This window comes from Bacillus sp. N5-665, from assembly GCF_022637375.2.
Lineage (GTDB): Bacteria > Bacillota > Bacilli > Bacillales > Bacillaceae_G > Bacillus_A > Bacillus_A wiedmannii.
Genome location: NZ_CP093324.1, coordinates 70459 through 90651, shown reverse-complemented (window position 1 = coordinate 90651; position 20193 = coordinate 70459). Strand labels below are relative to the sequence as shown.

At 29.9% G+C, this 20193-nt stretch carries 13 protein-coding genes and 2 pseudogenes; 4 read left to right on the top strand and 11 right to left on the bottom strand.

Features of this window, described 5'->3' with window-relative positions; genetic code table 11:
- Positions 1-375 precede the first annotated feature (375 nt).
- The 4 genes from MNO09_RS00420 to MNO09_RS00405 all read right to left on the bottom strand — a co-directional run bounded on the left by MNO09_RS00420 (position 376) and on the right by MNO09_RS00405 (position 8172).
- Complete coding sequence (locus MNO09_RS00420; protein ID WP_241949960.1) at positions 376-3099, bottom strand: amidohydrolase family protein; 2724 nt, start codon at positions 3097-3099, stop codon at positions 376-378.
- 11 nt (positions 3100-3110) lie between these two features.
- Positions 3111-6647, bottom strand: coding sequence for a GumC domain-containing protein (locus MNO09_RS00415; protein ID WP_241949959.1), 3537 nt, complete (start codon positions 6645-6647; stop codon positions 3111-3113).
- A 768-nt stretch (positions 6648-7415) separates the two neighbouring features.
- Positions 7416-7826 (bottom strand): hypothetical protein, encoded by a 411-nt coding sequence (locus tag MNO09_RS00410; RefSeq protein ID WP_241949958.1) that lies wholly within the window; start codon positions 7824-7826, stop codon positions 7416-7418.
- A 127-nt stretch (positions 7827-7953) separates the two neighbouring features.
- Entirely contained in the window at positions 7954-8172 is a 219-nt protein-coding gene (locus MNO09_RS00405; protein WP_001105580.1) for a helix-turn-helix transcriptional regulator, read from the bottom strand.
- Between the two features lie 145 nt (positions 8173-8317).
- Between MNO09_RS00405 and MNO09_RS00400 the strand changes: the two genes are divergently transcribed.
- Positions 8318-8644 (top strand): helix-turn-helix domain-containing protein, encoded by a 327-nt coding sequence (locus tag MNO09_RS00400; RefSeq protein ID WP_241949957.1) that lies wholly within the window; start codon positions 8318-8320, stop codon positions 8642-8644.
- Positions 8645-9620: 976 nt separating this feature from the next.
- Here MNO09_RS00400 and MNO09_RS00395 read toward each other — a convergent pair.
- Positions 9621-10263: pseudogene (locus tag MNO09_RS00395) on the bottom strand (tyrosine-type recombinase/integrase); the annotation flags it as partial.
- 254 nt (positions 10264-10517) lie between these two features.
- Between MNO09_RS00395 and MNO09_RS00390 the strand changes: the two are divergent.
- Positions 10518-11090: pseudogene (locus MNO09_RS00390) on the top strand (DUF3900 domain-containing protein); the annotation flags it as partial.
- Positions 11091-11489: 399 nt separating this feature from the next.
- On the opposite strand, the gene MNO09_RS00385 reads toward MNO09_RS00390, so the two are convergent.
- Both MNO09_RS00385 and MNO09_RS30955 read right to left on the bottom strand, forming a co-directional pair.
- Complete coding sequence (locus MNO09_RS00385; protein WP_241949956.1) at positions 11490-13379, bottom strand: P-loop NTPase fold protein; 1890 nt, start codon at positions 13377-13379, stop codon at positions 11490-11492.
- A gap of 572 nt (positions 13380-13951) precedes the next feature.
- Complete coding sequence (locus MNO09_RS30955; RefSeq protein WP_016089934.1) at positions 13952-14176, bottom strand: DUF3961 domain-containing protein; 225 nt, start codon at positions 14174-14176, stop codon at positions 13952-13954.
- Positions 14177-14567: 391 nt separating this feature from the next.
- Between MNO09_RS30955 and MNO09_RS00375 the strand changes: the two genes are divergently transcribed.
- The gene (locus tag MNO09_RS00375) at positions 14568-14705 is read left to right on the top strand and encodes a hypothetical protein (protein WP_241949955.1); all 138 of its coding nucleotides are present in this window, start codon (positions 14568-14570) and stop codon (positions 14703-14705) included.
- 287 nt (positions 14706-14992) lie between these two features.
- Positions 14993-16123 carry a toll/interleukin-1 receptor domain-containing protein gene (locus MNO09_RS00370; RefSeq protein WP_241949954.1) on the top strand — a complete coding sequence of 377 codons (1131 nt, stop codon included), beginning with the start codon at positions 14993-14995 and terminating at the stop codon, positions 16121-16123.
- Between the two features lie 279 nt (positions 16124-16402).
- Here the strand turns inward: MNO09_RS00370 and MNO09_RS00365 are convergent, their stop codons facing one another.
- From MNO09_RS00365 to MNO09_RS00350, 4 genes are all read right to left on the bottom strand, one after another.
- Positions 16403-16597 (bottom strand): hypothetical protein, encoded by a 195-nt coding sequence (locus MNO09_RS00365; RefSeq protein WP_241949953.1) that lies wholly within the window; start codon positions 16595-16597, stop codon positions 16403-16405.
- 238 nt (positions 16598-16835) lie between these two features.
- The gene (locus tag MNO09_RS00360) at positions 16836-17027 is read right to left on the bottom strand and encodes a hypothetical protein (protein ID WP_016089930.1); all 192 of its coding nucleotides are present in this window, start codon (positions 17025-17027) and stop codon (positions 16836-16838) included.
- A 303-nt stretch (positions 17028-17330) separates the two neighbouring features.
- A complete protein-coding gene (locus tag MNO09_RS00355; protein ID WP_241949952.1) occupies positions 17331-19334 on the bottom strand; it encodes an NACHT domain-containing protein in 2004 nt (667 codons plus the stop codon).
- A gap of 603 nt (positions 19335-19937) precedes the next feature.
- Complete coding sequence (locus MNO09_RS00350) at positions 19938-20114, bottom strand: hypothetical protein (protein WP_016089928.1); 177 nt, start codon at positions 20112-20114, stop codon at positions 19938-19940.
- Between the last annotated feature and the right edge of the window lie 79 nt (positions 20115-20193).

The window sequence follows — 20193 nt, the reverse complement described above, 5'->3', positions numbered from 1 at the left end:
TTTTTTATATACAGTAACTTAGTAATAGATATACGAGCGAACATAACTAACATCTATTATAATTTAACTTCTAACACTTTATCAGTATATCTTATTGTACGATTTAGCATCCAAACACTTGACTTTAATCTAGTCACTGCAAATATGGATGTAACTACATTTTTTATTTTACAAGTATATCAAAGCAGCCCTCTAAAAAATAATCCTATTGTATTTAGTTACACTCTTTAAAATATCAAATACAGTCTAAGTTAATATTAAACATTCAAAATAATACCCATTCTTATAACTTGTTATTTATGTTATATATATTGGAAGAATTAACTTTTAGTTAGAGAGATTTGACCTTTTATTTTCGTTATCCTATATATAAGTTTAAAACTCATTCAATCTTTTTAATATACCTTGTATTTCTTCTTCTAAACTAACATTGTCTATATCTCTAGTTTCAATAAAGCTACTAGTCATTCCATTTTTTCGAATTTTATCAATCCATGTAATTGCTTGCTCACGAGAAAAACCTTTTTCTATTAAGGAGTAAAATATATAAGCGTATTCATTGCTTATATTAGTATTAAATACTATTGGATCGTCAGTATTTATAGTTACCTTAATAGAATCTGAAGTGGAATTAACCTGATTTAAATTATGAATATAATGTTCAAAAATATGCTCCATTTCACCTATAGCTATATTAGAAGAAGGGTTTGTTTCTACAACAATTCCTTCTCTTGATATTTTTCCCTTTATAAAATCTTGTATAGATTGAATAATAGCAACCTCATCATCATTGATTTCAATTTGTATCGGCCTACTTAATTGTTCATTATAATAACTGCAATGCTGTGCATATTTTAAACCGGTTAAATCCCACCTCTTCTCATGTTCTTTTTTTAACAATGGACATTGAACTTTAGAGCAATCTTGGGCTTCATCATTACTCCAATCAGAATAATTAAATTTCTCTCTATAATTCTTCCATAATTTAAATACATCTAAACCTTCCAAGTCCTTATAAACTTCTTCTGCAATTTTCAAGATTTTTAGTTCTAAATTTTCTATATGTATACTTAAGTTATGTTGTCTATTCAGCCCCCATAGCCAAAGAAGGTTATCTAAATACTCATGCTTAGGTAAGATTACAACCTTATGTTTCTTTGCCCATCTCACTGCGGGAACTCCTAAAACAATGCCATGTCCTATTCTATCACCAGAGCGATATTGAAAATGCTCGATAACTTCGTCTATATGGCGCAAACCTGTTATCATATGTCTAAAATCTTCTCCCACATGATATGTAAAACCTAAATTCCTAATCGTTTTAATAGGATAATCGTAATATACCAATTTATGAGAATCACTATTTCTAGCTCTTTTATAAATAGGCGCAAACACCCAAGGCTCTGTATTTGTTTCTAAATTAGCTGCATCGATTCCAACTAAGTAATCTGCCAAACCTGGAACCGTCTCTCTTAGTTCATTTACAGCTTTCATTTCCATATAATAGCGCTGTTGTAATTCATGAAAATACATTTTTTTCTTATCATCTTTCCAACATTTTGAACTTAAAGACATATCTTCTTCTTTTATAAAGTGAATTATAATTCCTATTTGAGGAGCTATCCTTCTCTCTAATACAAAATCCTTAATCAATTGTTTATAAGCGTTAAAAAAAGATTTCAATTTTTTAACTAGAGAGTTAACTTTTTCATGTACGGTTTGCCCTTTTCCTACAGTTATTCTTAATTCTAATTTCTTAATACTTGATTTGTGGACTATAGTATGGAGTATTAATCCCCATTTCCCTATATCTGATTCATCTATTTCAACTGTATCGGTAGCACGTTCAATATACCCCTTAAAATATTCTAGTCCTTTAATATTATTCTTTTGAATTTCTAATTTGAATTTTTCATTTTTAACTCTAATATATTGCCAAAATAATTTATGAAAAAGGGTATCATTTTTATTGATAAACTTCATATACTTTAAACACTTAAAAAGAAATACATTTTCAACAGTTGTATACTCTCCATATGAACCTATAACACTATGCAGTATATCTTTTACAGCTAGATAAGTTTTCCATTTTAAATTTTCATGAGGTGTCTTAAGCTCAATATTTAATATATCTTTAACTCCTTCATATAAATAAAAATAATAGTCATTGTCCTGTGTTAAATCTTCTCCAGTAGCTATACTATGAAGAAAAGTTAGTGTATTAACTTCTTCTTTTTCATCAATGGTTATTTTATCATAAAAACTAGTATAAAATTCATTGATACTTAGTTTATGAGATAAACCAGATTGATAATGGTATCTTAAAAAATTACCCAATAATAACCTTAAAGATGACATTGCTAAAGTATACTTATAGAGGTCAAAATCGGCACCTATTAGTTCATTGGTATAGAAAAAATCACGTTCAGCTGCTTGAGATATATATTTTCTTGTAGGAGACATTAGAGCCTGCCAGTTTAATGTAAAGTGCCCTCCTGCACTAAAATGCATATGAGTTTCACTCATGCCTTTTTGTAAAATCTGATTTAATTCAATGTCCTCCAAACTGACATGTGAATGATAACCTTTTAAATAACGCTCATCTTCCATTCCATTATCAAGCAAATAAATAATAACTAGAATATCAGTTGTAAAAATACGATTTAGAGAATTCCATAAAGCCACTTTATATATACCTTGATATGGTCCTAATAAATTTTCCTCTTCTGCACTTTCCCAATATTTCAAAGCTATTTTTCCATTCCTATGAGTAATGAACACTCGACTTAATTCATTTAATAGATTCATATAGAAAAAAGATGCATTATTTCCAAAAAGGTTTTCTTTTATCAAATTACTATTAGGATAATAATATTTTTTTATAAGTAGCTTTACTTCATCTAGATTATGTACCCGATTATTACGAGTAATAATCGGGTACATAATCTTTAAAAGTTTTTTAAAATATACATTTCCGTGACCTTCATCTTTTTCTTCTTTATTAAAATACTCTTCAATAATATCATTTTTATAAAAAGCATATTCATTTAAAGATGTTGTCAGTATCTTTAATTGCAGTTCAATTTTATCATTTAACATTTTCTGTCACCTTACTCAACAAACAGTTTTTTTTCTAAATAGCGGACAAATCTTGTTTGCTCATTTTCGTTTCTTTTTTGAAACACAAATTTTTCTAACTCTTTTTTCAATTCCCTACAATAAACTGTAGCTTTCTCTTCATTAATACGTCTATCCTCCACCAATACCTTCGTATAGATATAAGGAGCAATTATGTCATTAAGGGCCGGTAGAGTGACCTTTAGAAACTCTTGTCCTTCACTAAAAATATTAGAAGGTTTATTTTTATACTCCTCTAGTTTTCTAATAATGTTAGTAATTCTTGTTCTATAGAATAATGTAGTAACTCCTAATCTTGAATCTAGATATCTTTTCAATTCTCTTATTAACCTACTAATTGAATCTACATGTAGTTCCATTATTTCTTTTTCTTGAAGTTCGGAAACAATTTGTTTAATTTGGATACTTACATCTTTTCTCTTTATAAGAGTTCGTAATATCGCTCTGTCATCTTCATCTAATTTGATATCCAAACTATCCTCATGCATAGTAGATTCGAAATCTATAGGCTTTTCGCTATCAATTAAAAAGTTTTTAGCTTCTTCTATACTTTCTTCATATACTTTCAAGACCTCTAATAATTCTTCCGTTTTTAGTTTTAAATCTCTATCTCCATATCCAAGAATACCCTTTGTTTGTTGATAAATTGAACTTAACAAATAATCTTTAAATTTATTTTGTAATCCTCCTGAAACTTCAAGGGATTCGGAAACTTCCAAATCAAATTGAAGATTTATATTTTCAATTTGCATTTCCGTATTTCCTTTCTCTGATTTCACTCTATTAAACTCACTAATTAATATATCTAGCTCGTTATTCCAGTCATTAATTTGTTTTCTTCTTCCCTCTATATCCAGTGGTAGATGCGCTTTCAATAATAAACTTTCTTGCTCTTCCATAAAGTATTTTTCAATAAAGTTAATTATATCTTTTCTTATTACCACGTGTTTATCTTTTACAATTATACCTACTCTAGTTAATTCCTCTAAATCTTCTTGAATTAATTTTTCATATTCTTTAGATAGTTTCTTTGGATCAAAAATAATATCTGGTATTTGATCTGTCACTATATCATTTTGATCAATCCATATATCTTCTAATGATTCTCTCACAATAATAAAGCTTTTTTTAAATGAATCCCATTCTTCCTTTCGTAATTCATTTTGAGTAAATGCTTCTAACTCTTTAATTTTATTCAACATTCTTCTTCTAGTTTTAATTAACTTTTCTTTATTCCCAATATTCACCAACTCTTCTTCTGTAACTTTGAGCTGATTAGTAATTGACTCTATTCGATCATCAATAAAATCCAAACTATTAATTAAAGCGTCTTTTTGTTGAATTAACCTTTCTAAATCCAAACCTGATTTAATGAAATGCTTCATCTCAATTTGTAGCATTCCTTTAAAATCGCTATAAGCATCTTCAAGTTTTTCAAAATAATCATGTAAGCGATCCTCTAAGTATTCCTTATTTAACAAATATTCATCAGACATATAGTTTGGGATTAGATGAATTCTTTCTACATCATCTATAAAACTTAATTTATTTTTCACTAACTCTATGACATCAAAATAAATTTCCCTGTATGATTTCCCCTTATTATTTATAAATTTTATTTTATTTTTTACCCAATTCTCATCCTTTTGAAATACAAGTTGAAATAAGTAAATTAAGCCTTCATAGCCAAAACTGTAATATTCAGGAATATAATAATTCGTATTAACTACTATAAACTTATTTAATGTTTCGAAATAAACTTGCTCTAGTCTTTGAGTTCCCACATTTTCTTCTATAAATATTTTATTACTATTTAAAGGGGCTTTGTTATCAAATGCTGAATAGATATGTAATAATAATTCATCATCTGCTATATCTGGAAATAAATTCTCATTCTTATGATTCAAAATTTTAGATAATAGATTTCCAGATGGATAATTAAAGTAGTTAGGTATTACTAACTTCATTATTTTTTCGAAGAACAAACAGAGTATATACAATATTGTAAACTCTTCTATTATTATGCTTTCTTCCCTATTATTTAAAGAATTTTGAAGAAATAAATCCATAAGTACATCGTAGTTAATACTTACTAAAAACTCTGAGTTAGCTATAACTGGACTTGATTCATTAATAACTATAATATTGTCAATAATTTCTTTATGTTTTTGAAACTTGACTGACGAATTTAAAATAATTTGTAAGAATTGATTTATATCGCTTATATCCCATTGTTGATTTTCACTTAAATGGACTTTTTGATATAGATAGTAGTACGGATTGATTAATCCTCTTGGATTATCATCGAAAATGCCAAAGAAAGCATAAGGGATTTTTTCATTATTTATTGAAAATTCTCCCTCTCTATCCCCTATTCCCCAAGAAATTTTATTACCTTTATTTTCAATTTTAGAAATTAATTCAGATAGTGTGGGATTATTCGAAGTATTCCTTTCAACAAATTCATAAGAAAAGTTACTCTTATCTCTATCACTTAATTTTTTCATGTAAAATCTAAAAGAAGGCGGTAAAACTTTCTTTAAATATTCTTGACTTCTTTCCTTTCTTAATTCTAATGCTGAAAAAGATTCTACTTCTTTCTCTTGTAACTGTTGAACCGGTACAAATACTTTATTATAATCTTCACTGTTCACTCCTTCTTTTCTAAGAAATTCTAAACATATTATCTCTGAAAACACTTTAAAATCCCCTGAAACAAAAACAACTATGTTAGGGTGATTAAGATAATTCCTTATTGTTTCTAATACCTCTGGACATCTATGTGCACTTATATCTACATCATCAAAAAATACAAGAATTAGAGGCTCGATTTCTTTATTAAAGCTAAGCTTTTTTTTAGCTATTACTAGAGCATTAATAAAATTATTAAAGTCTACAATTAATGAATGATCGGCTTGGGTCATTTTGGCTTTATCACTGAGATATTCTTTAGTACCTTCATCTCTTTCCAAAATCTTGTTTAAATATATTTTTTTTCTAATCTCATAAGTTTTTCTTAACTTTTTATATTTAGTTCTCAATTCACTATCTTCATTCTCTAGGCATTTATTCGAACCATAATAAGCAATATTTTTTCTCTCATTTGCTTTTAAATCAGGATGAAGTTCCTCTACATATTTTTCCAGATAAGATATAATCCATCCCAGAGCATCACTTGTATCTCCCAAATTATCAGGAACAATTAAGGGCAACGTTATATCTTTATTTTTATATTCCAAATCATGAACCTTTTTTAAAGTTAAGAATACCGATGTTTTACCAGAACCTCTTTCTCCCAATATTGAAATTACATTATCAAAATTCGTGTACATTTCATACCTTTGATAATCATCAACATTCATACTTTCAAAATTTTCATTAAACCTTTTAGCCTCTTCCCTAAACTGATTTATTTGATTATTTATTTTCAAATAATTAGGTAGTAGAACTGTAGCTTGTTTCTCAGTTAAAATTCTTGCACCAATTTTTATATTTTCCCTCGAATACATATGTTACCCCCATAAATCCCGATATTATTTAATCATTTTTTAATAGAAAGTTGATTTCACTTAGATAAAAACTCTATTTTTATTATTAGAAGTTGCAATCAAGATTTTTTTATTCATCTTGATAAATAAAGTTTAGAATAACTGTTCCAAATCTCCTATTTCAGGTTAAATATTACCATATATAGAGAGATTTTCACATATAAATCCTTAAAGCAAATAATAGTTATAAACTGTAAGTTTAGTAGTTTATTTAACTTTAAGACAGTATATTCAGCATAAGTGAGGTAAAACAAGTAAAGAACTTCAAGACAGTCTCTAGAGATGTGAACACTTACATTTAAACAATAAAAATATATTAGCAATATAGCTCCTTCACTTCTAATCTAATGCGAAGTTTTCTCCTACAAAAAACATTGGAATATGTACTCCCTTTATTAAATTTTATTAAATGTGCAATCTTAAGGTACTACACTCACATTCTAGTTTACATAAAAATCAAATTACTTTTTTCGAAAACTACTTATCAGATGAACGTATATTTCTTTTGTTTTATAAGACTTCACCAAATTACTAAAGGAATCTCCTTTCCTCTATCGAATTATTTGTATAGGAAAGGAGAGAAATACATGGAAATTCTAGGATTAGATCCTCGCGCATTAGCGACTTTAGGTGCACTTGAATACACCAATCGTCGCAATAAATTAATCGAAGACTCGGAGAATAACATATACGAGTGTAAAGAAATAAAAGAAATACTTCAATCACTCCCTAAAGAGAAGAAGATTGACGTTCTTGAGAACCAAGCTTATTTTGAAGCAGTGGCAAAGATGATTGAACAAAACAATTTAATTCTTTTAGAACAGATGAAAGCTCTACAGCTAATTCAGAAATAACAAACTTATGATTAATTAATTCTACATATGCTTCCATATATAATGTCTCTTTATCTAAACTACCAGCCTCTGTTTGTACAGGGGCTTTTGTTATGCGTTGATTCATATTTTGAATTTGAATCGTTTCTTTCACATGTGTGAATAGATCTTCTAATAATCCAGGTGTAGACTCTAACTCCTGCTTTTCAATTTCCTCTGTTACGGCACTTATAAATTCCCATAGTACTTTTGCACCTAGTAGTTCTGCTAATCGTTTTTCACGCATTTCAAATGTTTTCATGTTCATGTAAATACACCCCTATAATTTATATATAATAATAAAAAAATTATATTTTTATGTAAAATTGCCTAAAACACTTTCTAAGTTTACATTTCTAAAAAATCACTACATCATCTTAAAAATCTAACATTTTTCAACACACTTCGTGTTGTTCTGAATCAAAAAAAATTGTTTGAACTGTAACACCATAGAAATTCGCTAGTTTTATTTTTATATTATCTCGTGGGATTCTCTGTCCATTTTCATACATCTGTAATGTACTAATACTGATTCCCACTGCTTTTGCCACCTCTTCTCTAGATCTTCCATTTCTTAAATTAATTAGATTTTCAGCTACTCTTTCATAATTCATACATTCTCACCCCTAAAGACACATTTCGTGTTGTTAATTAAAATATAAACCGCACAATTTGTGTTGTCAATAGATTATAATTATCAACTTTTAAAAATTTTAATTATTTAACACATAATGTGTTAATATATTATCAGGTGATAGAATGAAAACGTTTGGAAATATAATTCGTGATTTAAGAAAACAAAAAGGCATTACACAAAAAGAACTTGCCCAATCGCTTCAACTAAGTGAAAGTACAATTGGTATGTATGAACGCAATGAACGTCAACCTGATTACAATACCTTGATACGTATAGCAGATTACTTTAATGTATCTACTGATTTCCTTCTAGGGCGAGATTCTAATGTTAAAGAGGACAGAAACAATAAAGAACTAGATCAATGGTTAAATGATATAAAACTTGCTCCATCCCAAAAGCGTGAAGAATTAAAACGTTTTTGGAATTTTATAATGCAGGAAGAAAAGTAATAAATTAACCCCCCCACCTATACAGGGTGGAGGTTTTGAGTTCGAGCCTCTCCGGGGTCATAGTTGTAGAAACCGTGTCAAATTAATGTTTGATGCGGTTTTTATTTTCCGTTGACTTAACATTGACTTGACGCAGGGTGGCGGTCGGCTGCAACGGGTAGTTATACGCCTCCCATTTCGTTTTTTCTATAACACTTAATAATGAAGTAACAGTTTCAAAACATAAAGGAACACGTGTAAAGACATAGTGACGAATATTCGCTACACAAACGATTGACGATTTGTTCGAGAGATTCTATCATGCCAAGGTAGCTGAAGGACGAGCTACACGCACTTTGCATCAGTATAAAGAAAACTTCCGATACTTTACATATTTCCTCGATTACAAAGGTCTTAGCAGAAAGATAGATACAATTACGACGTTTACTTGATACTCCAAATAAACAAAGCTATAGCGATTTTCAAGATTACGTTATTATGAATCTCTTATAGACACATTCTTACGTATCAGCGAAGCGCTGTCACTTAAAGTTCACGATATTGATTTTTCAATAGTAACTACCTCCGATTGTTATTGAATTCTTTTTCCTACGTATAAATCCGATCCCTGAATTACTTCGTAACGTTAATTTCAAAAAAGCTTCGAAACTTCTTATTCGTATATCTTGGAAGAGGCGCCAGTAGAGGGGTGTCCAGCTACTACTCGTCTCTCACGCTATTAAATCCGACCCTAAGTCGATTTTGTAACGGAGAAACTGAAAATAACGCAAAAAAGACGTGAACCAAGGTTCACGCCTATATTTCAATTATTCTACTATTATTTATTCTTCATCTTCGTCATACATAAAATGTCTAGCTATCTACCACCTAGCCTACACTCTTAACTTTTGAAGAATTTAAGATACTTAACATCCTCATCTTCAAAACATCTTCCTTCCGATTTTTTGTTAGCAAAGCTGAAAAACTCTTTTGCTATTTCTAAATCAACATCTCTCCACCGTAGCCCTAGCAATTCACCTGTTGCATTCCAGTTACAAGGGCCATATGAAAGACGATAAAATATCTAATATCCTGTGCATCTTTCAAAAACAACTCTACCTATTGCTCGTTCCACACCGTTAATTCTTCCTTATCAGTTTTAGGTAACTTTGTTTTAACTGCAACATTTTTGGTGATTAACTCCAAATCTATTGCATGTTCAAGAGATTTTTGAATGCTTTTGATTATCTTCTCGATTGTTCCTCTCTTTAAACCTTCGTCTCGCAGTGAATTAACGTAGTTTTGCATGTGCAATGATGTTGTTTGATATTGCCTAGAGAAGAAATGATACGACTGTTTAAATCCCCTTTCAGGACATTTGTTGTTTGGATACCAACACTGTGTTTCTTTGTATTAAACCAACTCTCCAGATACTCACCATAAAGTAGCTTACTAGGTTCTATGTATGTTCCAGTATGAACTTCTGAAAGCAGCTTTGTTAACGCATTTTCTGCTTCTTATTTAGTAATGAATTCCCTCCTCTTCTTTTTCTTTCTTCTACCTGTTAGTAAATCAATGTCAATGTCCACAATATAAAAATACTTACCTGTTTTCTTATCCTTTTTGACGCTTCCTTTTATCGTTAAGAGCCACCTTGGAGTCCTTAAATGTGCTGTATATGGTAATTTCATTATAGTGGATAACTAGGTATTATGGATTAGAAATTTACGTTATATCAACACAAAGACAACTGAATGTAACTTGAAGATGTTTTCAAACAAGTTGAAGGAAAGTAGCGAGAGATTTCATCCACTGAATAAGTTATTCTAATCACCCATTTAAGAGAAGGATCTCTCCAGATGAGTTTTTTGAAGCTGTAAACAACAGAAACCATATGAAAATCATCCAGTACCCCTACATGCCTGAAGAAGGTATAGTCGAAGTGGGTGAACTAAAAATACATCAAGCATCACACGCCCGCTACTTTGAAGACTTCTTAAAATTTGTCGAGTACGAACGCTCTATGCCTGAAATTATGAAAACACAAGTAATGGACATGGTATACGATCAAATTGAAGATGTATTTGAAGAAGGTACGGAAGAACGCGAGCAATTCGATCAAGCAATGGAAGTATGGGCTGCCAGTCCGAAACGCGAAATTATGGAACAATTTTCAACTGAAGAAGTAATGGAAGCTACCGCTCAAATCGTCGAGCATACTCCTGAAGTGGAATTGAAGCTAAAAGCAGATCATATCTCTGTGAAGGCCCTGCTTGCTGATTTCGGGGATCAAATACATATTGCAAAGGTAAATGACCGATATGTGCTTATGATAGAAGCTGATACGCTTACATTTGAAAAAGAATTCTCTCCAATTGAGTTTCTGAAGCCGGATGAATTGCAAGACGTAATTGAGCGGATTGAGAATAAGCAGCAGTATTCTTATGATCCGAACGGGATTGAATAAATCTTTCCATATAACTTTTTTTACTGAGCGCTATTAATGAGCGCTCTTTTATTTTGGTCACATTTACGTATCTATTTGGTGGTCACTAAAAGTATATGGATACTAAAACCACTTATTTTTATACAGTTTCACATTACCGACCAATTGAAAGTCTGACCACTTTCTTCTATCATAAACCTTGTAATGAGAATTGGCCTTATTACATGGTTTGTGGAGGGGATTTGATTTAACAAAGGGAATAAACTTTTAAGGTTTGTGACCAAAATGTGACCGCTATTTAAATAATTTTTCTATTTGACATGACTATTCCCATTAAAAAAAGCATAGGGATCTCCTATGCTTTGAAAATCAATAAAAATCAACCTTCATAATAATCTACATTGAATCCTTTTTTACTTTCTATTTTTCTGGGTCTTTCAAAAGATGATTTATTACGTCTTCTAAGCAATAAATTAAATCTACTATGATACTTTTCTTTAAGGCATCAATATTAACTTCATTTAATCTTTTACTTAAATTATTTTTTAAAATAATAATCGAATCTATTTCATGACTATGAAATTCACTAGCGTTGCTAATCCTTAAATACTTCTCACGAAGAAAACTTAATAAAAATCCTAATCCTCTATTAGAAGATGCTATAATTTCATCACAAATTTCCTCTTGATTTATTATGATAAAGAAATCATTTTCGTATCTAATTTCATTCATACAAACTCGAAAATTCTCTATATTCCCTTCCTTTATTGATTTAAAAAATCCTTCTAAATTATTTTCTTTTTTTGCTCTTAGTTTCTCAATTCTTGTATTTTTTAATTTGTATACTAAGTTTTTATAATTCTCATTTTCAAAGTTCATGTGAAAATGACGTTTAAATCCACTCCCATCATCATCAATCTCTAACTCATACGAGTCAAAAGCTTTCTCTAACCCACTATTACAGATTTTATATAACTGTTTTGAATTAATGTCAAAATATCCTTTTTCATTAAATTCGAATAATGAATGGTATATTCGTGGATAGCTGTACGGATGATACTCCCCATTCTCCAGACTTAGAACTACTATATCAACATTTTCTTTCAATTCTTCCAACTCAAATTCAGTGTAATTGTCAACAATTTTCAAAGCTTTATCTTTTTCATCTTCCTTTTGTATATATTTTCTCTTTATTTCTTCTTCAAATAATTTTACATCTAAATGTCCTGTCAATATATATTCTGAAACCGATTTATAAATATGAATAAATTCTTTCAATATTGTTTTATCTTTAAAGTACTTATCCCAAAAAAGTCTCTTATATTCTTTTTCCGCTTTATTATCTTTATTATCTTTATTATCTTTATTATCTTTATTAACTTTATTAAGTTTATTTTCAAATGCTATCATAAAACCTAGCGCTTCTAGTTCGTATAATGGTTCCAATTCTTTTTTATCTTTTAATATTCCATCTTTAAAATCTACAGATATTAATAGAATATTAGTTAAAATAGATAGATAAATTATGTCGTTATTTTTTTCTAACAAGTTACATTTATTCATTACTTGAGATAAACTATCAAATACGAACCTTAATGTTCTTAAATTAATTTTATCACTTATACTATTAATTATCTGTATGATAGTATCATCATTACTTTCGTAAAATTCGGTAATTTCCTTATTTCTTCCGTAATTATTTTTCATAAAACTTGGTAAAATTTGATTTATCGTTCTATTATATTGTATAGTTCTTCCAATTACTTTCTCTTTAATTTTATAAAATTCTGTTCCGTCTTTCAGTTTTTCTTCATTCGAAATAAACAACGTCTTAATATTTTCATGTTCAATATAAGTTGAATTTATATATCCTAATACTTGTTGTATAGTAACAGATTTATCAATCCTCTCCAAATCATCAAAACATAACACGCACTTTTGTAAATGTTCACGATATTTTGTTATAGTAGATAAATTCATATCTACAGTTTCCAAATATTTAAAATCTGGTAGTTTCGAACCTATTAATAAGCCAACCCTATCAATCATGTAAGAATAACTCCCTGGCTTATTAATAGAACTAAGAAATACGCCCTCTCCAATTTCATCAACACTTTTTATGCCATTTAATGAAATGTAAATAACTCTATAATTATCCTCATTAGTTGTTTGTATTTTCTCTATTTTTTCTTTTAATATTTTAGTAAAGTAATATGTTTTCCCTATTCCCCACGGCCCATTAATTTGAATAGCGTAGCTTGTTTTTTCTAACATTAGATATTCTTGAATTGTTTCGAAAATTGTATCCATTCCTTAACCTGTCCTTTATTAACATTTTAAATTACAATTCAATATTACCATATTTATGCTTTTTACATTAAAAACTTCTCAAATTTACACTTGACTTCTATGGTTGACAGAAAATAATGGGATGAAGATATAGGACAGCGGCTAGGGCAGAGAATGACTACTTTACAACGTTTCAAAAATAAAAAACATCGTAAAAAGTAGTCGTTCTGTCAATCATGGTCTATCAGGTTAAGGAATCCGTATAGTAACACCTTGTTTAAACTCTGTAATTTCTACACAACAGACTGTTTACAGATAAAGCTTATCCTATCTGTAGAAACAATCAGGAGAGGAAATACACTGCTGGCGTATCCTTCATTACTCGTAACCTATAACTCTTTCAGCTACCCGTTCCCGTGACACGCCAAGAAACTGCCGTACCGTTAATGGCCGTACTCGCCTAGGCTCCTAACAACGCAAACAAGGAAACATTATATGTTAGAACGCTTAACTTTCTGATATTGGCTTAGCTAACCTGTTCACGTTTAACGAGTTTTAGGTCATTTCTCGTGTGGACCCGCCATCTTAGTTACCTATAAAAGACAATAGGAAATTAGATCTCTTGTATATTTATTTTTCCGAATGAAAATATACACAAGGCTAGCGGTTGTCCAATATTTAGTTAATGAAAGAGCCCATAGCACATGAGCTATACGCATATTGATAAGGAATAAAGCAGAAGCCACAGTATAAAAACCATAAAACCAAATACAGTCAGCGTTCGTTTCTAAACCGAAGTACTCGTTTAATTTTTGCATATATACCGCTATCCTCTTCTCGACTTATCCAAAAGTATGACTTTAGAAGTGAAACTTTATCAATAAAAATATGTTACTCAAGGAGTCATACGTTAATAGTATTTCTGGAAAAGTTTCACTTTGATATGTAAATTGTGTAAAATGAAAATTAATAAACAATCGGCATGAACGGAGGTATTACCATGAGTTCTATAGTATTCATTTTAGGGGAGACAATAGAAGAAATAGGAATTACAAAAAAAAAAACAATTAGCTGCAGAAAATGACATCGATAAAACATACCAAATTGAAGACGTTGTACAGTGCATAAAATAATTGTACTATTTTTGTTTATGGATATATTTCGCAATACTCTGATTTACTTAACTAGAAGTATTTAAGGTGGAGAAATATGGAGACAAAAACGACTATGGACGATAATACTTACATCATTGAAGTAAATCAAATAAGAGTTCCGTCAAAGAAAAATCCGGCCGAAAAACATCATAAGTATTGGGCATTTTCATCATCATTCTTTCTGTTGTTTTAGAACTTATTTATGCAGCATTTGAAAAAAACAAGTATCTGTTACTTTGACTGCTGGAGCTGCAAGAAACGTACTTTAGTAGAGTAGAAAAGTAATGATTGGAAATCTTGAATTAGTGGTTAATTTACTAGTATGAAATATTATTACGCTTTCATCAAGTGACTTTAATTGGATATAAAAATTAAGTACCACTCCTTCAAAAAATATCTTTCAACATATTAACGGTTTCACAATTTATTAATTAGTTGAGGCAGAAACCATCATACTACAGAACAAAGGAGCAAAAAATCATGAGTAAACAAGAACAACTACAGACACAACTACAGGACTTAATTGATAGTGGATATCAGGTTAGACAAACGTGCTTCACAAGCAGTCAAGGTCTTGAATACATTAGCGGTACAGATTATGTTACTTGGATTCAAAAATGCAAAAGGTTTCTAAAACAAAATATTCATGATAAAGATTTTATTGAAGAATTTGAGGAAATTGCCAATAAAGCTGAAGGAAATTCTGATGATTACTTTGATAGGATGATAGGAATGCTCCGATCTTGGGTTGGTGAAGATATCCCTGAATCTGTAAACCCTAAAGACGAAAACGCTCAAACTAAAATTGAAAAAATATTTATCAGTCATGCTTCTAAGGATATAGAATATGTGAAAGCATTAGTATCCCTTCTAAATGACATAGGTGTTAAAAAGAATCAAAATAATATTTTTTGTAGCTCTTTACCTGGTTACGATATCCCTCATGGGGAAAGTATTTATGAATTTCTTAAAAAGGAATTAAATAAAAATAACATTATGGTGTTATTTGTTCTATCGGATAATTATTATCAAAGTGCTCCTTGCCTAAATGAGATGGGGGCTGCATGGATTACCTCTAAAGAATCCACTACAGTCCTTACACCAAACTTTGATTTCAAACAAATAGCAGGGGCAATTGATCCTACTAAGATTTCGTTTAAAATGAATAATTCAGTCGGGCTGGATAAATTCAGGGACAGTATAATTCAAACTTTAGAATTAGCAGCTACGGATTATAAAATCTGGCAAGGTGACAAAAAAAATTATTTAAGTAAAATCATTGAGCTTGCAGACTCCGAAGCATCTACGCTAAATACAAATATTGAGCTAGAGAAAGTTAAAAGATGCGGTACAGATCAAATAGAGCTACAATTACGCTTTATTAATGTAACCGAAAAGGAAATTGAATTTCAATACATTGATGTTGAGCTAGCTGACGAAAACGGTGAAAAATTATGTATTTCTGTCAGTGATGAATTACTTGATGATATAAAATTAATGAGTAAAGAAAACAAAATTATAAGCATGCTACTTCCTTATGATTCTTCCTCTAATTATCAAGTAAGAAGAAATGTCAGTAAAAATGCTAAAATTAAATTTGCAATTTCATAAAGTTATACAACTAAAAAAAGGCTCCCGTATATAGGAGCCCTTTTTTTAGTTTTACTTTCAGATATGTCGGACTTACCACAAAACGTATGTAAAATTATATATAAAAGAATATAAAGAAAATCTCATTTTGAGAGGTAAGTTGCTCAAAATGAGAGGTAATAAGAGAAAAGAACAAATAAATTATCATAGTATCTATACAAATATAACGAATATTAAGAATAATCAATCTTAATGGTTTAATCTGCGAAAGTTTTTTTAAACTATTTTTATACTTATTATCTACTTTGCTGATTGTATAAAATATTGTTGATCATCTATAAAAACAGTGCGTTTGACGTCTCGATTTCTTCTAAATCTTTCATAATTAACTTTCAAATCTCTCGCCGCTTGCTTTACTGTTTGATATGATTTATAACTGAATACTCCATTCTCATCAGTGAAAAATACATTTGTCACAGTATTTTTATCTTTCATGCGGTTTTCTTCTTGTGACATACACTGTATGTTTTTCAACGAATAGTTTCCTTTACTGCCAAAACTTACGTAATGTATTTTCGTTTAGCGCTATGCAGATATAACGTATGCCTCGTTCTCGTAAGAATACGTGTAGCGCTGGCGAATAACAGTAGAAGTACTCTTTGTTTTCCATATATAAACCCTCCGATAAATTAAGGTAAAATAAAAAAGGCGGGCATTTCGCCCGTGCATAAGTTTAGTTAAAGTATTCGCTTGTTTTAGCGACGCGACTCGTAAGTCCGTCGGATAATATATCTTCGAACTCATAGTTATAATCGTCTGCTTCTTCGTATGTAGCGAGTGTTAACAATCCAGCGCTGCCTTCTTCGCTGAGTAAATATGTTTTATCTACCGTGTCTTCAATTTCGATTGCATAGTTATCTACCATATTACCGTCTTATTTTCCATTACAATACGTAAAAAAGACGCCGGATAACCGACGCCTAATTTCATTATATCCTTCTATACAGTATAGGTAACTAACAAACAAAAATTTAGTAATGAAATCCTTTATTTTCCCATTCATGCTTTTTGTCACTTTTTTATACATAGTTTGTATTACTCATGCCTCGAATGTAAATCCGAGTTTTTATAACTTAATTTCTAAAAAACTTATAGTTCATTAATTTAATATCTATTATATTATCAAACAGTATTTACATACGCATTTAATTCATTAAAGGGTCATATTTTATAAATCAGTAAAAATTATGTCATTGTTTCTTTTTTCAATCTGAATTTCAATACGTTTAACATACTTTATACATTCTTTATAATTAAAGTAATGCCTTATTTCTCTATTACCTATAAACCTTGAATTTAATATAGACTCCATATTTGCTTTGATTTCCGCTTCACTTAATCCACCATCCAAATATGAAACAATGTGCATATCTTTATTTATTTTTGCTATATGTTCACCCTTCCGAACTTCAAGGGAATTCAATATTTTAGAATTTTTATTTTTAAGTAATGTGAACAAATGGACAACATTAGATTTTTCACTAAAAATTCCAAGTTCCCTATTTAACCTTAAATTCCTCACGTACGTTATGGGATAAAAGGTTTCCGGATTAGTGGAATAATACTCTCCTAATATCCTTTGAGTATCTCTTAACGGGCTAGGGGTCTCATGACCAAACGTTTCAATTTCTTTTTCTTCAACATTATTTTTAAAAGTAAATATTTTTCCATACATAAATTCTTTATATAAAAGTTCCCCTTTAAATCTATATTGAGCTTGATCCCCTATATACTCTATATAATTTTTTAAAATCGGATAAATTATTGCTTTATCGAATGTTTCTTGATCAATATCATAATATAAATCTAACATATTTAAATAGATTGAAACCCTCTTACTCTTCATAACATTTCCAAGTATTTTTTCTTTCTTATCGCCATTATCAATAAAAATGAATTGAGCTGCAAAATATTCCATAAATGATTTATGTGCCCATCTATATGTTAAACCTTCTTCTATAATTAAAGGTACATTATAGATTAAATCCTTAAAAACATCATGAGGCTTTATGTTTTCAAAGTAAGGACTATCAACCGATTCTTCAATTAATGATAATAACTTATCTTTTGTATATTCAACTCTATTCTCTATTAAGCACAAATACCCTAATTTCCTTAAAAGCTTATGCAATTGGTCGATTGACAATCCACTATACCTTTGACGTTTATAACCATCTTTGGATAAATCATGCTCTTCAAACAAGGCGTCATATACTTTTCTATAAAATTGATCTTTTTGTAATGGTACGTCCCGTTTGTGCTTATATGTCAAATATATTAATGAAACAAGAAAAGGCACCTTTAAAAACTCTTCCAAATCATTAAATGCTTCTTGTTCAATATTTTTGTTAATTTGCTTTATAATTGATTCTGACAGATTTAGTTTTAAAAACCTATCGTATCTTTCAATTAATCCATATGCCTCATTAGTTTCCATTCCATTAATATGAAATTTTTTGAATTGACCAAAACTAGAAAGAACATCATCACTTCTTGAAGTAAGTATAAATATATTATTATTCGATTTCGCTATGAATTCTTTTAAATTATGAGTTACCTTATCTTTATAATCAAATGGAATTTCATCAAACCCATCTAAGAAAAATATAAAATCCCCACGATTTATTATCTCTAATATGACTTGTTTATCATGTTCTAAATGTATTGAATTGAGTTGATTTAGTACCAAATCAACTATTTCCGTTTCTTCTTGTAATTTTCTTAACTCAATAAAGATAGGAATGCCTTCATTTTTCTCTATACAAGAAATAAATAATTTTTTCATAATTGTTGACTTACCCATTCCAGCACTATCTTCTATAATAACTTTTTTATATTTATTAAATAAAATGCTATTATAATTAGTTATAGGGTAACTTTCCTCACCATTTTCACTACTAATTCTTAGAGGATAGTATATTTTATCTATGTCTACCTGATTATTTCCTAAAGCAATAACATTAACAAACTTATTTTGTTCATATGTCCGAACAAGGTAATCATGAAAAACATCAAAAAAATAGCTTTCTAGCTTTTTATCTATTTTTCTTCTCTCTTTAATGGCTTCCATTTTTGGCTTGACCCAAGTATTCATAACTCCTGTAACACTTTGCTTTATTACCTCGGTCGCTGCTACAACTGCAAATGGATTCGTTGCAATTTTATTTAACATATAATAATAACTCCCCTAATACTATTTATAATATATATATGATGACTTTACTTTTCTTCTAACGTTTCTTAATAACGAGAATTCACAATTTTTCTTATCATAAACCTCTTTTAATCCCAATTCTTCTTTCCAATTCCTTATGCAAGTTAAATAATAATTTGCTAGTATATATTACCATATAAAATAAAAATTTAAAAACCTATACGTTGTTTATAAAAGAAAAAAGACCGTTTCATTATTCGGCCTTTTACGTAGTAAATTCTGTCTATACATTACAATTCCAACATATAACCACCTGCACCCGCGTAAACTCCCGATACACCCTCCGCCTCTCCTTGTTCCTAGACTTCGCTTCCCTATCGATTTTCCACGTTTCTTTTCTTGTACGCTTCCTACGCACCAGAGCCTTATAGTTAGGTCGATCTACTCCATATTCTTCCGCTACTTTCATTGATACTTCACCGCTATGTCTCCTCGACAACTGATGATCACTCATAATCGGATATTTTTCACGAGCCATTTTATCCGGGTGCGTATCCGAAAGATCTTCGTATAGCAACAAGTCTGCTAAACGTTCGAGTTGTTTCGGGTCGGGTCGGGTCGTTATCCAACCATTCCTACATAAGCGTCTGTGAGCGATTTATTTCCTTTCGCACGTACATCTCTATTACTAATCGCGCTAGAATCGCTTTCTCTGAGACTCTTAATTAACGTATTTACGTACGATTCGAATTGCGTTGTGTTGCGAAAATTTTCTACTGATTGTAATTCTGCGCTCATTTATTTACCTTCCTTCTTCAATAAAAAATAAAAAGGAGAGCCGAAATTAAAAGAGCCTAGTATTAAACTACACCCCTGC

Excerpts from the sequence above, each read along its gene's own strand:
- MNO09_RS00420 (WP_241949960.1), bottom strand. The coding sequence starts at position 3,099 with ATGTTAAATGATAAAATTGAACTGCAATTAAAGATACTGACAACATCT.
- MNO09_RS00415 (WP_241949959.1), bottom strand. The coding sequence starts at position 6,647 with ATGTATTCGAGGGAAAATATAAAAATTGGTGCAAGAATTTTAACTGAG.
- MNO09_RS00410 (WP_241949958.1), bottom strand. The coding sequence starts at position 7,826 with ATGAACATGAAAACATTTGAAATGCGTGAAAAACGATTAGCAGAACTA.
- MNO09_RS00405 (WP_001105580.1), bottom strand. The coding sequence starts at position 8,172 with ATGAATTATGAAAGAGTAGCTGAAAATCTAATTAATTTAAGAAATGGA.
- MNO09_RS00400 (WP_241949957.1), top strand. The coding sequence starts at position 8,318 with ATGAAAACGTTTGGAAATATAATTCGTGATTTAAGAAAACAAAAAGGC.
- MNO09_RS00385 (WP_241949956.1), bottom strand. The coding sequence starts at position 13,379 with ATGGATACAATTTTCGAAACAATTCAAGAATATCTAATGTTAGAAAAA.
- MNO09_RS30955 (WP_016089934.1), bottom strand. The coding sequence starts at position 14,176 with ATGCAAAAATTAAACGAGTACTTCGGTTTAGAAACGAACGCTGACTGT.
- MNO09_RS00375 (WP_241949955.1), top strand. The coding sequence starts at position 14,568 with ATGGAGACAAAAACGACTATGGACGATAATACTTACATCATTGAAGTA.
- MNO09_RS00370 (WP_241949954.1), top strand. The coding sequence starts at position 14,993 with ATGAGTAAACAAGAACAACTACAGACACAACTACAGGACTTAATTGAT.
- MNO09_RS00365 (WP_241949953.1), bottom strand. The coding sequence starts at position 16,597 with ATGAAAGATAAAAATACTGTGACAAATGTATTTTTCACTGATGAGAAT.
- MNO09_RS00360 (WP_016089930.1), bottom strand. The coding sequence starts at position 17,027 with ATGGTAGATAACTATGCAATCGAAATTGAAGACACGGTAGATAAAACA.
- MNO09_RS00355 (WP_241949952.1), bottom strand. The coding sequence starts at position 19,334 with ATGTTAAATAAAATTGCAACGAATCCATTTGCAGTTGTAGCAGCGACC.
- MNO09_RS00350 (WP_016089928.1), bottom strand. The coding sequence starts at position 20,114 with ATGAGCGCAGAATTACAATCAGTAGAAAATTTTCGCAACACAACGCAA.